The organism is Gilvimarinus sp. 1_MG-2023 (assembly GCF_030548285.1).
Genome location: NZ_JAUOSC010000009.1, coordinates 80,760 through 96,125 on the forward strand (window position 1 = coordinate 80,760; position 15,366 = coordinate 96,125).

General features: G+C 47.1%; 7 protein-coding genes. 4 read left to right on the forward strand and 3 right to left on the reverse strand.

Annotated elements, in window-relative coordinates:
* Positions 1–418 precede the first annotated feature (418 nt).
* Positions 419–3,556, forward strand: a complete 3,138-nt coding sequence (locus Q4563_RS11300) for a cellulose-binding domain-containing protein (protein ID WP_303604562.1) — start codon at positions 419–421, stop codon at positions 3,554–3,556.
* Between the two features lie 582 nt (positions 3,557–4,138).
* Here the strand turns inward: Q4563_RS11300 and Q4563_RS11305 are convergent.
* Positions 4,139–5,884 carry a discoidin domain-containing protein gene (locus Q4563_RS11305; RefSeq protein ID WP_303604563.1) on the reverse strand — a complete coding sequence of 582 codons (1,746 nt, stop codon included), beginning with the start codon at positions 5,882–5,884 and terminating at the stop codon, positions 4,139–4,141.
* A 1,246-nt stretch (positions 5,885–7,130) separates the two neighbouring features.
* Here Q4563_RS11305 and Q4563_RS11310 point away from each other — a divergent pair.
* A complete protein-coding gene (locus Q4563_RS11310; RefSeq protein ID WP_303604564.1) occupies positions 7,131–9,122 on the forward strand; it encodes a metallophosphoesterase family protein in 1,992 nt (663 codons plus the stop codon).
* A 440-nt stretch (positions 9,123–9,562) separates the two neighbouring features.
* On the opposite strand, the gene Q4563_RS11315 is transcribed toward Q4563_RS11310, so the two are convergent.
* Positions 9,563–11,245, reverse strand: coding sequence for a hypothetical protein (locus Q4563_RS11315; RefSeq protein ID WP_303604565.1), 1,683 nt, complete (start codon positions 11,243–11,245; stop codon positions 9,563–9,565).
* Between the two features lie 726 nt (positions 11,246–11,971).
* A complete protein-coding gene (locus tag Q4563_RS11320) occupies positions 11,972–12,376 on the reverse strand; it encodes a RidA family protein (protein ID WP_303604566.1) in 405 nt (134 codons plus the stop codon).
* A gap of 159 nt (positions 12,377–12,535) precedes the next feature.
* On the opposite strand from Q4563_RS11320, the gene Q4563_RS11325 reads away from it, so the two are divergent.
* Together Q4563_RS11325 and Q4563_RS11330 are read left to right on the forward strand one after the other, a co-directional pair.
* Entirely contained in the window at positions 12,536–13,117 is a 582-nt protein-coding gene (locus tag Q4563_RS11325; RefSeq protein WP_303604567.1) for a TetR/AcrR family transcriptional regulator, read from the forward strand.
* Positions 13,118–13,496: 379 nt separating this feature from the next.
* Positions 13,497–14,873, forward strand: coding sequence for a hypothetical protein (locus Q4563_RS11330; RefSeq protein ID WP_303604568.1), 1,377 nt, complete (start codon positions 13,497–13,499; stop codon positions 14,871–14,873).
* The last annotated feature ends 493 nt before the right edge of the window (positions 14,874–15,366 follow it).

A 15,366-nucleotide genomic window follows, 5' to 3' on the forward strand; every position in this document is an offset into this window, starting at 1 on the left:
ATTTCAAGGGCTTCCTCAATCGAGAGAACCTTCAGGTGCTAATAATGTTTCTCTGGAATCTTTAAATGGTCAGACTCTAAATAAGTATTTGTTTGATTTAAAGATCCCTAAGTTGGCAAGTAAAGATCAATTTTATAAATTGGATAAGCAGGCTTATCGAATCATTGAGTTGTCTAAAAAATGCGCTTTAGGTGATCTCAATAAATCCTCACAAGTTCAAAGAAATGACAACGCTGTCATTGTGTCGGAGTCAGAAATAAGCACTCTGAATAAAGAGCCATTCAGTGTGATTTAAGGCACAACAGAGATATTTTGTTGGTATTTTAGCCAAAAAGACTTGTTTTTAGATCTATGTGTTTGCATACTGATCATGCTTATTCTAGATGTGAAAATGTAATTAAAAGCCGCCGGCTTTTTTTTGGCTGTAAATGACAACGTTGTCCCGTTGGTTCAGATCAATGGGTATGCACGACCAGATGGGCGAACAAGCGCTGCCGGTAAAGCGCTGATGGAGGTGGGCATTGATACTTCGTCAATGACCAATGCTTTAATGACTTGGGAGAACAATAATATGACTATATCCATACGAGGTAAGCTACTGACAGCTTTGTCTCTTACCGTGGGGACAGGCGCTGCTATGCAGGCTCAGGCCTATGATTGCGCGAGTCTCAGCGATTACGCCAACACTACTTATGCCGCGGGTGATCTGGTTCGCCACAATGGTGAGGCCTTTCGCTGCGAGGTGGGCGGCTGGTGCTCCACCGGCGGCGCTTACGAGCCTGGAGTGGGCTGGGCTTATGCAAATGCCTGGACCGGTTTGGGCCAATGCGATGGCAGTAGTCAATCGAGCCTGTCTTCTAGTTCGGCTTCGTCGATGTCATCTGTATCCTCTACGAGTTCATCTATTGCTAGTTCCGCCTCATCTTCAACGGGCAGTTCCTGTGCAAACGCTTGGGATGCCAGTGTCGCCTATACGGGTGGTGCTCAGGTCACCGCCGGTGGCTTTCGCTTTGAAGCCAAGTGGTGGACACGCGGTGACAACCCCCAAAACGCGGGAGACTACGGGCCTTGGGAGCTAATGGGCAGCGCCAGTTGTGGCGGTGATCCGTCGTCGAGCAGCTCGTCCTCCAGTGTGAGTAGTGTTTCCAGCAGCAGTTCATCAAGCGTAATCTCTAGCTCGTCATCCAGTGTGAGTAGCGTTTCCAGCAGTTCATCAAGCGTTATCTCTAGCTCGTCATCCAGTGTGAGCAGTGTTTCCAGCAGCAGCTCATCGAGCGCAATTTCCAGCTCTTCTTCAAGCTCGGGTAGCGTTGATGTCGGTGAGCTGTGTGAGGACTACCCTGTTTATCCGAACTGGCCGCAAGCGAATTACGCACAAAAAGACCAAGTGGTGGTTTACGGCAATATCGCTTACAGCGCAAAGTACTACACCGATACGATTCCAGGTAGCGACGATACATGGGAGCACGTGGTTAATTGTGATGGTACTGCTGAAGGTGGTCCGGCTTTGCTTTCTATGCCGAACCCGACCGATCCGGTTAGCCTAAAAGTCGCCGGTTGGCCAAATCAAGTTGTCGCCGCCACACCCTCAACGGCACCTGAAATTGTTGACATCACAGCTTCTATTGCAAGTGTTACCAGTACTGCAATATTGACCAATGCTTTTGAAGCCGCTATTACCACTGCACAAAACGCCGGTTCCAAAACTGTGGTTATTGGTGGTGACCTGCTCGACTCAATTGTGGCGGACAAAGGCGCCTCTTTAGGTACTGTAAATGTTCAAGCGGCACTATCTGCTACCACAGCGTCTATCGATGCAAGCGACCTTAGCAACGATGCTAAAGGCGTGGTACAAGCCTACAATCTAATTCTCAACGAGATGGCACCTAACGCTGTCTTCGGCTGGGAGTTGACCATTGGCAGCTTTGCCAACGATTACCACTCAGGTTACCGCAGTGTTTGGGATGCCGCCTCTAAAGCAGCTGCAGACGCCTTGTATTCTTTCGAGCTGTACCGTGGCGACAACGCCGCTGACATCGTCGCCTTCGTCAAGACGACAGAGACGGCAGCTTTAACGTCGGATCAGTGGGACAATGGATTGCGATTTGTTAAACAAGTCTCCGACTTTATTGAGTCACCTGCCTTGTTGTCTGTACCAACAGCCCAAGCCGGTAGCTACTTTCTGGGTACAACCTCTGCGGAGCGTAAATTGCGTCACGCGGCACACCACAATGTATTTGCGGTTCTGTTTGATGCTGACAGCACAAGCTTGAGCGACAAGATAGCGGACTATGCGACGGCAACTGTTCCTTTGTATTACGAGGGTCAAGGCAGTGCTGTGGACGATAATCTTGAGCTAACCTCAAACGCTTCATTGAACTCAACGCTTCTATCCGTTGAGCAAACAATGAATACAGAGGCATTCTTGTATGAGGTATCTCAGGGCTCTTACGCACCGTCGACCGTTTACAAGTGGAACGACTACCTGAAGGCGTTAAGCTCCATGCATAACGTCGGTATTGCCGGCAAAAAACTTTGGTTGCTCGATGAGAATGCAGACGATGCCACCAATGCCAAATATGCAAAAGTCGCCATCGCCGCTTTCCTCTCGCAAAGCATGAAAGAAACCATTCGTTACAATGCCTGTGATGAAAACAACTGGTCGATTGGTACCGGTGATCCGGTGGACTACCCGCTGAGCTCTTCCTGCGGCCAGCTGCAGCAAGACTATGCCAGCTATGGTGTTAACCCTAGCACCGGTGAAGACCATCCTTATTCGTGCCCACTCGCACCCAAGATGGAAGTGACGGCGACAACACATGCTGGTTGGTACGGTGCTCCTGCGCCGCTGTTTGCTGCGCCGGATGCGGTGCTGGAAGAAGCCGGCTTGTTGGTTAATGGCGCTGTCGGCTACTGGAATTTCGGTGGTGGCTGGTGTGCTGAAACACCTGAGCGCATCGACACATCCAAGCAAGCTTGGGAGCGTGATGAGTGTAAAGTCTATGTGGGCCAAAAAGCGGGTGAGTTTGTTCACAATGGTGCAGCAGGAAAGTCTGTTGAAGGTTGTGGTTGGTGGGGCCGTGGTGTAATTCAAACCACAGGTCGCCAGAACTTTGGTACGCTTAACCACTTTTTGGGGCGCAGCCATGTTGACCCTGCCACTGTGGGTACGGTTCAGGAAGGTATCAATGTTGCACCAGCACCAGCAGACCCGCTATACGCAAACTTAGATTTCTGTTCAAATCCGCAGTTGATCTGTACCTCGCAAGAGCACAAAGAACTCAAGTGGATTGCAGGTCTGTTCTACTGGGTGAACGATGTACAAGGCTACAACGTAGATGGCGGTCCTTACGGTGATTGGGACTACCTGACAGAACTAAAAGCTTATGTTGATGGTGGCATGCAGGGCACCGAGTTTATCGATGACATCTCCGGTATTGTTAACCGCGGTTGCCCGGATTCATCTTGCCCAATCAGTGGTGAAGTTGACGGTATTGAAGACCGTCGTGAAAACTTCTTCCTGGTACTGGAAAAATTGGGTTTGAATCCGCAATAAATTGCAAAGCAGTAAGCACTGACCCGAGGCCTTATTGCCAAGGGTCAGTGTGAATTTCGGCTTCTAAATCTTAAATGTTTGACCGCCGACATTGCATAATTTCTAAAACACCTTCCCTTCTTCATAGCTCAATTCATCACGTTAAATTATTGGCCTTCTGTCAGGCTAAATTTCGTGGCTAACAGTAAGTTCTTATAGTTTAAAGCCTTTCAACGTTTACCGAGTGGCCCCCGTAAATTATGGGCGGTTTTTAGCCGAAGGTGAATTCACTTTTGGGCCAGCCAATGAGGGTGTATAGGCTGTTGAATAAAAAGAGCCGAATGTGGATGCTGTGTTGAAAAAAATTAAAGCGGCGATAGCCAAAAATGGAACAGAACAAACGAAGATTCCCGGTTAACTCTACATTAAGCAACCGCAATAGGCGCGACAGTGTAACCAATGGCTGTGTGTTGGTTTATTCGGTTTATTCGGGAAATACTTAGGCAGTATAGAAAACGCAAACAATAAAAAACCTCCCACAACCGCAATAAGCGGCGGGGAGGCTTTCGAATCAGTTTCCGCTAAGTGCGGAAACGACAACTCTTACTGGTGATCAACCCAGTAGTCGTAGACAACCACTTCACCATAGTTATCTGGGTCACCGGTTTCGCTGCCTTCTTTATCGGCGTTACTTTGTGTGTAGTTGCCAATTTTGAAGTAAGCTTCGCCGTAGCTACGGTCCATAACGTAGTCGTTAGAACCGTCACGTACCAGGTACTGGCTCGCATTGCCTGAGGCATAAGCACTGTCTAGGTTGCCATCTTCGCTGTAGTAAACGTAATGCTTACCGTCAACCACATCAAAGATTACTTCGTGATCGGTACCCAAGCTGTAGTCGTTAGACACGGTTACATCACTGCGCAGCTTGCCGCCGTTAAAGCTAAGGAATAAGTGGTTGTCTTCAAGGCGAAGAACCAAAGCATCGTCAATACCGTCGTCTTTGTTGCCGTGAATCTGGGTGGCAACTAAGTGGCTTTTAACAATTGGCAGATGGGTGATCGCTTGCTTAACGTACACAGTGTGCTGACCTGAGGTGGTCCAGTAAATATCTTTACTGCCATCTGCTTCGCGCTCACGCAACTCTGAGCGAATATAGCTAGAGTTGGGTGTGGTGCCATTGCCGCTGCGAACTGGTGCGAAGAAGACCAGACCATTGCCTTCGGTGTTTACGTAGAAGTATTCGTTGTTATCTTCACCGCACAGGGTTTTATCTTCTACACCGTCGGGATAAGTGATTTTCCACTGGTTACAGTTGCTCATCAAGTCTGACGGAATGCTGGCAGAACCGTTGTTTCCACCGCCATTATCGCCACCACCGTTGTCGCCGCCGCCATTGTCGCCACCGCCGTTATCACCGCCGCCATTGTCGCCACCGCCGTCGGTGCCACCTTCTGAACTGACGCTCATTTCGGTAACCGAGTTCCAGCTGTTAGCGGTGTTGCCGTTACCGACATAACGCACATAACGCGCTTCGCTTTCTTCCACGGCAAAGTTTTCCAGTGAGGTGGTGTTGCCACTGCTTACGGCACTGTAAAGAACGGTGTCCCAGTTTGAGCCGTTGGCGCTGGTTTGAATTTCAAACATTGAATTGCGCTCATCACCTTTAAAGAAGGCGATATCGACACTGCCAACGGTTTGGCTAGTACCCAAATCCAATTCCAGAATTGCACCGTCGCCATTGCCAGACCAGCGAGTATTCAAATCACCATCCAGAACATTTTCAGCTACATTGCCATCATCGGTACTGGCCGAAGCGGTAACATTGGTGCCGCAACTACCACAACCCGCTGAGCTACTTGAGGACGATGAAGAAGAACTGCTCGCGGTAGAGGTTTCGATATCAACTTCGGTAATGCTGTTCCAGTCGTTTGAACTGTTGCCGTAGCCTACAATACGGACGTAACGGGCATCGCTGTCGGTTACATCGAAAGTCTGTTGGCTGCTAGTGCTGGAAGGCTGCTCGCCGGAGAAAACGGTTTGCCAGTTGTTGCCATCAGCTGAGGTTTGAATGTCTAAGGTGGAAGTGCGCTGATCGCCTTTGTACAGCGCAATTTCAAGTGTATCCACAGAATACACCTGACCTAGATCATACTCGATCCACTGGCCGTCACCCTGAGCTGACCAGCGGCTAGACAAGCTGTTATCGAGGGTATTGTCTGGGGTGTTGCCGTCATCGCTAGAAGCGCTAACGGATACTGGGTCGGCGGCGTAACTCACACCGGCGGTTGACAGCGCGATAGCGCCAGCCATTACTTTTAGTGCAGAGGGAATTTGCATGATTTTTTTCATGGGGAATAATCTCCGAGATTGTTATTAGTATTGTCACGACCTGGCGAATCATTAAGACTCACCTGCGTCTGACTCAAAAGATCACTGAACGGAACAGCAAAACGAAAAACCAGAACTGTCTTACATTGCGAATCTAGATTTATTGTTTTTCACATCAGTCATACCGGGCATCGAGACCTTTGCGTTCCAAGGAAAAGGCTCAAGGCTCACAACTGGCAATCAACCTTGTCTTCCTAACGGTTAACCACTAGCGGTGATTGAATGGTAGTTGCTCTAATACCGTTCTGTAAACCAAATAGGCTACCATGCTGTGCAAAAATTAACATTTTGTGACAGGCGTGAAACAAAATGGCGCATTTTTGGAGGTTAATGCTGATATTTATCCCCAAATAAGTGTTTTGGTTGACCAATATGACTACAAAATAATATTTATACTCGAATGATTAAGCGGTTTAGACAACGCCGCACCATAATTACCCATCCCACCGTAAACAGGGTGCACATTTCCCCAAAAAGTACTTTGGTTGCTATTAAAGCTAAAGAGGTGAGATTTAGGCTTGGGAGTTTCGCCCAAAAAGACTTGGATCTTCGATCTCCGCTACTGCTTGAATACGGTGGTTTTAAAGGGAATAGGGGGCTCGCAAATTCATGGCGCAATTAACCACATGAATCCACATTTAACCAGTTAGGAAGGTTAAATAATAAAGGGCAAGGCCCAGATGTTACGCAGTAGTTCTTCCCCCCTGCTTTTTCAATTGGCCCACTTAAAGCAAAAATTTAAATGAACGAACTATTGTGTTTAGGGTTTATGAGTTGTGTGAAATGAAAGGTCTGGCCCGGATGACTTCACAAGCTCTAAGTATTATTGAGAATTAACTTCTGTGAAAAATATTTTCATCCGGCGCGCACCGCGCTGAATAATCTGATGCGGGTAATGAGAAATTCGCCATCAAGGCATCTTTGTCTTAAGTAGCTCCTGTCAAATTCTAAGCATTAAGTACAATAAGGCCTATAAACCTAATTAGGTAAACTTTCCCCGAAAATCCAAGCGCTTAAAGCGTTGAGGAGCTACTACTGTGGAGCTTTTACAGCCAGGTAAGCCAATACTAGGCCATTGGTTTAGCTCTTACTGTTTCTTCATCCAATTGTAACCAAATATAATATCAACCGTCATTTATATAGCTTTTAATGTGCGCGCCACGCTCTGTTTAGGAGTGTAACTCACTATTATCAAGCGGAATGACTTATGTTGACTAAACAAATTTGGACAATATTTGCCTGCTTTGCACTGACAGGACTACTTAGTGCTTGCGGTGGAAGCTCTAATAAAGATAGCGAAAATGCTATACCGGACACCGAAACAGAAACTGAAACAGATAAAGACCAAGTAGAAGCGCCAACGCCAGAATCGACGTTCAAAATAGGTTTGCTACCCGATACACAAGGAGGCACTGACTCAGACAATCAGGCGCATGTGGCTATGCACCCGATGGACGAAGTGTTAGCGCATCAGCAGAAAGCGGGTGTCGACTTGGTAATTGCGGTTGGCGATCTTACCGATCACGGCTCTACGATTGAATTTAATGAATGGCGTAGTGTTGCAGAGCCATACCGAGATTCAGGTATGACCTTTCTACCCGTCATGGGCAACCATGAAACTAGCTATGCCTATACCGTGGAGTGGATCGAGAATATGCGCGATTTTATTCCCGAAGATGCTGTCCACATGCATGGTTATGAGTGGGTGAATTACTATGTGATTCGGGACAATGTGCTTATTATTGGTTTGGCCTACTATAACTTGCCAATTGCTTTTGACTGGATTACCGGAGTGATACTTGAGCACCGCGATGATGTAGATCATATCGTTGTGGCCAGCCACGATGGTCTAATTGGTGCGAAATACGGTCAAACGCGTGAACAGATTGTCGATGGCACAAAAGATGACAATTGGGTGTACGATGTACAGCCTCGCATTCGTGATTTTTTTGCTGAGCACGATGTTATCTATGTGCAGGGCCATGAACATCAATATCAGCGATCAGTGGTTAGTGCCAAAACCATCTTAACGACATTACCTTCGGGCTCGACGCCCACAGGTGGTAATTATCGGATGGACGTTTACACGCAGATTATGTCAGGCAACGCTTCGTATAAAGGCTATGAATTTCGTTACGGCGAGCGCGACTTAGTGCAAGCCATCGTTGCTCAAAAAAATGCAACCATGAGTGGTGGCTCACAGAACTTTGACGTTAACTCCTCGGTGCTGAGCTTTACCGGAACTCGAGTTGATTACGAAAGCTGGTTCGCTCCACACACAGCACAAAGTAACGACGCAGATCAAGACTTTATCGCCGATTGGTCGCTGCTAGATAAATTTTCACGATCGACTAATCGTTGTGAAATGCTGATATACCCTACCTCAATTCCTGAGGGTACACGCTCGGTCATGGTATTGCAGCCGGAATATCGCAGCGACATTTGTATTTCTGACAGTGGTCTAACTGCAAAATTAATAGGTGGTGAAAACGCGACATTTAATCGCACAGATACTCGTACTCGCGATATGAGTTACACCCCCGGAATATCACGTGCAGAGTCGCTGATGGACCTTACCCGTTTAGCCTACCAATGGTTATTCCAGGTGCATGAAAGCTGGACACCAAATTTAAACAGCGCCGCGCGAATTATTCCTAATTTTGAAACAGAAGAATTGGTAATACCCGAAACCACATTCGACCTCAAAGAGCACGTTACATTAAGTTGGTTACCGGCAGCTAATACGGCCTCTGAAATTCTTCTGATCAGTGGCACCCAAAATCAAACTGGCGTGTATCAGGATGACTACGGTGCCCCACTGGATATTGAAGCTGCGACTGGATTACCACTTTCTAGCGCGACAGGCACTGAGAAGCCAGCCGTTGTTCTGCCACCCACAGCATCGAAAGAATGGGATTTGGCTACTGCCGTCTCCGACACCTATGCAGTGTCTCTGCAGTTAAGTGATGATCACAGTGATAGCGAACATACGCTAGCGTGGAAAATCGATGGTCAATGGACTGAACTCGTCAGTCATGATTGTCGTGTTGAGGGCGCGTTCGATGAGGCCTTCCTTAACGAAGCCCCTACACGATTAGAATCATGTCGTACAGAGCCAGTGGCAGGTTTTGATACCGACAGACAGCTTTGGTGGGTCTTGCTGAATCAAGATATTGAGCTTGCATTAATTACTCAATAACGAATCGTTTACCCCTGAATCTTCTCCCGGCAAAGTGGTTAGGTTGCCCACCTTGCCGGGTATTTTTTAATTGAATTAAGTCAGATAGGAATGCTAGCAAAGTCTATTCTGGAAAACCGATTAACCTCCCGTCGATGAATACAGCCTTCTATCAATATTCAAATACTGAAGTTAAATGGATTGTTGGGGGGGTACACGTGATTAACCGTATGGCGGTTATGGTAGATCAGTCAATCTGCCAGAAGGCAGGCACCATAACCCCAGAATTAGCCAGTAAGGAAGGTGAGATAATAAAGGGCAAAGCCCAGGTGTTACGCAGCAACTTATTAGCCACCCCTCCTAACAGCCCAATCAAACGCAAAGCATATGGATAAGTCTTGATTGATAATAAGTTAAAGACCTGACCCAAGTTATTTCTTGTTCTTTACAGGCTAATATTATTATCGCCAAAAAATATTCCAGGAGACTGTCGAATATTCATAGACTATTTCCTCTTCTGGAGTTCCATCGGCGTCAGTATCGATTTGCCTTAAAATTGTCGATAGATTTTCATTACGAGAGTAGGTTTGAATATAATCAATAATGTTATCAGAATCCGAATCTCGTTCCGATTTTGTTAAATATCCATAAGAATCGTAGCTATACCAATAATGCTGGATGTTTAACCCATCACCATTGTTATCAACATCTTGCGTGATACGATTATTGTTGCCATCATAGGTATTAACGATACGATAATCTACAGCCCCATCATTTTCAGTATCTGTTTCGTCTAATAGTAAATTCCCATTAGCATCATAGCTTCGATATCGCGTATATTCTGCGGTACCATCGGCATCGTCATCTCTTTCTATTGAGGTCCAATTTTTATTTTCATCCCACGTATAAGCAAGCGTCCAATATACTTCGCCCTCTGGGTCAATCCTTCTTTCTTCTAATATTTTATTATCATTGTCATCATATGTATAAGTCACCTGGCTAGTGACATCCCCACCGATGCTGAGTCTTGATTGCAAAAGTATTCTATTACCGCGATCGCTGTACTCATAAGTATGATAATAATTCAGAATTCCATCATTATCGGTATCCGCCTCTAAGGACGTTAGGTTGTCTAATGCATCGTAATTGTTACGATAAACAGAATCAATAATACCGTCAGCATTATCATCTTCTTCACGAACAATCAGGTAACCACTGGCATTGTAGGTATAGAAGGTTATTTCGTCTATTATACCATCGCCATTGGTTTCAACTTCATATCTAATTCGTTTGCCAAATTCGTTATAGGATATTATTGTTTTGGAGTCTTCAGTACCATTGTTATCATTATCATGTACGTAGACCGTCGTATTATCGTCAGAATTGTAGGTTCTTATCTCCACACTGTCGGCGTCACCATCAATATCTGTATAACTCTTAAGCTTGCTTATAATGTATATTTCAGGTGTTAAATTTAATGCCGAATACAAACTTTCTATTGCAATGCCTTGATGGATAATTCTTTTCACTCCACCCCAAATTCCAGAGGATTTTCCTTCGGCTATCAATACTCGGAATTCATAAACGCCAGGAAAGTCATAGGATGACTGATGAAAATCAATAGATTTACCAGCGGCTATTGTATGGAGTTCTTCTGGTATTTGAATGCCATTACTTAGATCGTTGTCGGCGTCTAATGTTTGTAAGAATACTGTCATATTAACAACAACATCGAAATTTCCAGCATTTCCTAATTCAGACAGGGTTGCATTAATATCTGGCGCTAAAGTTGGTGCCGTTATTCCCGCAAGATCAAACGGAGATATTGTTTCGGCAACACTAGCACTGCCAATTTCTATATCACCTACATAAAACGCTATTGTTTCTCCATCAACATACGTGAATTCACTGTCACTGTTGGTGTATCCTGATTGAGTTGCCGTTTCAAATCGTAAATTTTCAACTGAGCCACCAGTAAAGATTCCAGTCTTAACCGTTGGTGTAGATGAATTACTGCCACCACTACCTGTGCTTTGGCTACTGCTTGAATTACCACTAGAGCTGCTACCTCCTCCGCCACACGCAGTAAGACTCAAAAACAACCAGGCCACGACCAGTGGCATTCCCACTTTTAACTTAAACATTCCTTTCTCCTGTAGATTTAAAATACCTAACTATATATGTTATTAAGACACGACAGATTAATAACAAAAAATAATGTAAGTTGAGTAATACGAGCATTCTCGCTTGCCTTTATTACTTCGATATCTAGACCAAGCTATATATCGTGAATACATGATGGGGAGAACGTTTTATATAGGTATTAATAAAATATAGCAATTGAGTTCGTTGCCAGACGATTGTCGCCGAAATCTACCAGACGGATTCAATGTGTCGCCTTAATTCTCTTTTTAAAAATATCCATTAAGTTACGTTTATTGTCGGGGATAAAGCTAAGTTTAAGGAGAAGGTAATAATTTACTATATGTCACTTACAATTCAGTATCTTAAAAAATCGTGTTAATACAGGGTGAAATCATCCTTTATTAAAATAACATGGCAGGAAAATTCAACAGAAAACCGTTTGTTAATTTCGGATTAAACCTTAGAGATTCGGATTACAAAATACAAATAGCATCAATTTGATTATGGTTCCCAATACTGCAGAACGATAAACCCATTAATTATTCAAGCTGACAATAACGACAAAAGGCCTTATTTGTCGACGAGAGGCTAGGAGGGTGTTCAAAAATCTGTGTCAGCTAAAGGCGGGGCGTACTTACCAGTTAGCAGTCTAATGTAAACAAAGAGCAATTCGTGAACACCCACAAATCCGATTACTCAAGGGATCAGAACGGTTTGATTCACAATTAATGATCTGACGTCGTTTGCTTTATTCTCGCAACCACTTTGATTTCAAAATCAAAGCCTGCCAGCCAATTTACGCCCACCGCTGTCCAGTTTGGGTAAGGTTTGGTGCTGAACTCTTGCGACTTTACTTCCATAATCTCCCCAAACTGATTCTCCGGATCGGTATGAAAACTTGTCACGTCGATAATATCGGCTAGGGTGCAGCCGGCGGCGGCCAGCACGGCTTTTAAATTTTCAAAGGCTAGCTCTACTTGCCGCTTAAAGTTTGGCTCGGCGGTGCCATCTACGCGACTGCCTACCTGGCCCGAAACAAACAACAAGTCGCCAGACTTTATGGCGGCGGAATAGCCGTGGGCCTCGTATAAGGCGTGTCGGTTGGCTGGAAATACTGCTTCATTTTGCATGTGTGTACCTTTTGAGATGGGTATATCGCGGCGGGTTTCGCCGTCTGGGGCCGGAATGTGTTTTGATTTTGGTGCGAGGGTGGCCTTAACATACGCTGCGTATGTTAAATTACTTCACATACGGGGCGTATGTCAACCGTTTTGTGGGATAATGCCGCCATGAATAAACGTGATGAAAGCGCCCGTCAAAACAGAGCCAAGTTAATTACCGCAGCCCGCCAGGCATTTGCCCAGCATGGCTACGCGGCAGCGTCTATGGATGAACTAACCGCCGCGGCGGGCCTTACCCGGGGGGCGCTGTACCACAGCTTTGGCAGCAAACGCGGTTTGTTCGCGGCGGTGGTAGAACAGCTGGATTCGGAAATGGCCCAATACGCGCAATCGGTGGGCAATAGCGCCTCGGGCGATTGGGAAGGCCTGCTGGCCGAGGGAACCGCCTACATCGAAAAAGCGCTAGACCCCGAGGTGCAGCGCATCGTGCTACTGGATGGCCCCGCTGTGCTAGGCGACCCCTCGCAATGGCCCAGCCAGAGCAGTTGCTTGCAGGCCACTATCTCTATTGTGGAAAAGCTGATTCAGGAACAAACCTTAAAGCCCGTAGACATTGAGGCGGCCGCCAGGCTGCTAAACGGCACGGCGCTAAATGCAGCGCTCTGGGTCGCCGCCAGCGAATCCCCCAAAGACGTACTGCCAAAAGCCATAGAAGCCTTCCGCGCCCTAGCGACAGGCTTATTAAAATAACCGGTAGGTTAGTGCTTTAATGCAGTGCTGTTATCTCAGACACAGCCGGTCCGGTAATCCCTCGCCCCTCCGCCAGAAAGCACCCGGTTGCCAACCCCAAGACTGCATGGCACACTAACCCACATAGCGCGTAGGGTTATGGTTGGTCACCCAACCTGCCAGAAGGCAGGCACCACAACCCCCAGATTTAGCCAGTTAGGAAGGTGAAATAATAGAGGGCAAAGCCCCAGGTGTTACGCAGCAGTTCTTTCCCCTACCTTTCCAATTAGCTAATTCTTCGCAAAACTATTAATGAGTGAATCATCGTACTTGGTCTTTGCATTGTGTGAAATGTAAGGCCTGACCCCGGTGATTCTGCTGAGACCGAGGAAGGTATCTTATGAAAAATACGAATATTTTTGCGTTGTCGGCTTTATGTTTGGCGCTCGCTGCTTGTGGCGGTGGCAGCAGTGATAGCGGCAATAGCAACCCTGGCGGTGAAAACCCAGCCAACCCTGGCGGTGAAAACCCAGCCAACCCTGGTAGTGTGGAGGGCTGCGAGGGCGGGTATAACCAAGCTCTTGGCAAGTGCAACACCGACGGCGGCCCCAGTGAGAACATCTCTTCGTCGCGACACCTGGTAGGCATCGAGGTGATTGGATACGGAGCACACGTCAATTTGCCACTGCTTACCGTTGATACCGGCGAAAAACCAAGCTTCCCGCTCGAAGTAATGGCTGGCTACGAGGCAGATATTAGCGGCTGCGGCGCTTCAGCGGACGGAGGCATGATTGTGTTTGAGTCGGTCAACGACGACTGCACCGCCACTGTTCATGTATCGCCAGAGACTGACGACACTGTTTTGGTTACCGCGCTGCCAAGCACCACTGTAGGTTCTTCGGGGGGACGCATTGTGCCGAGTGAGGCCGTGATCCCTCGCGGCGGCAGTGCAACTCTGAAGGTAGCTGCAAATCCCGGCTTTGTTCCCGAAATTGCCACCACATCGGGGTGTGACGCCAGCATTGCCGGAGACATACTCTCCATTACTGACGCTGCCGAAAACTGCGCGGTCGATGTTCTGTTTGATGTTCGAAGCCCTGGCCTGATAAAGCTGAGCTTTGACGTTTCCGAAGGCGGCTACGTGGACATTCACACCAAAGAGAATGAGCGCTCGATTTTCCGAGTACCCACCGGAGAATCTACGGTCGCCTTGGAGCATCGCACTTTCTTGCATCTTCTAGATCCTGCACCGGCCAAAGGCTATGACGCTGCATATACGGATACCGATTGCGACAATTCTCGCGTTCCCGAGCACTCTGACTCAGAAATGATCGAGGTCCGGGGTGAGTGCTCTATCAATGTCACCTTCTTTAAGGGCGACAAGAGCGATGAACCCCGAACTCCTTTGAATATCACTCGATTTTCACCAGAGGGCGCGTCATCGAGTGTACTGTGGGTTTATGCAGGATCATCAGCTCAGATCGCTATCGCGGATACTTGGGGTGGTAACCCGCTGGCCTCTATAGGTCTTGGCGGCAACATAGTGCCTTACGAGATGCTTGCGAAAAAGGCTGTGCCCTCTGACAGCCCCCTCTCTGGCGATATTATTGAGCCTGAATCTAACGGCTGCTACACAGTACCATCGCTGCATTTGTCTGCAGCCCAATGCGACGCGATCTATGATGCTGAGGCTGGTCTTTTGACCACTCCCCCATTGTCTACAGAAAGCAGCGCAGGCGCTCTGTACGGCTCGACTGCAGTGGACGAAATATACTAACACCAAGTAATAAAAAGGCCGCCCCAAGGGGCGCAATGCTGTTCACTTAAGCATTTGAAGTACAGCGTGGCCTAGTAGAAAATCCGATTTCAGGCATGGAATCGGATTTTTTTATGGCTTTTCAACAAGAGGAATTACGGGGACAGATACCGTCTTAAATGGCAACATCTTTCGCTCCTTTATTGTCGTCAAATGGCATACCACCTGAGTTCCGGGGACAGTTTACTCAATTCAAACCAGATCTTAATTATACTACGTAGTACCGCACCAAACTCCCCTTAGATCCAGCCGAGCGGAAGTCTATTTTAGGGGGTAAGCAAACAGGGAAGTTTGCGCAAGTATCGTCAGGGCATGGACAAGGTGAATGCAGCATAGCGGCAGAGAAGGTGCCCTGGGGTACGCCCTGTCGATACGGCCCTCTAAAATGGACTGGAGCGAGGGAACCCCGCAGGGGCAGGATCTCGCCCCGCCCGGCGACAGAGGGCGATTGTCA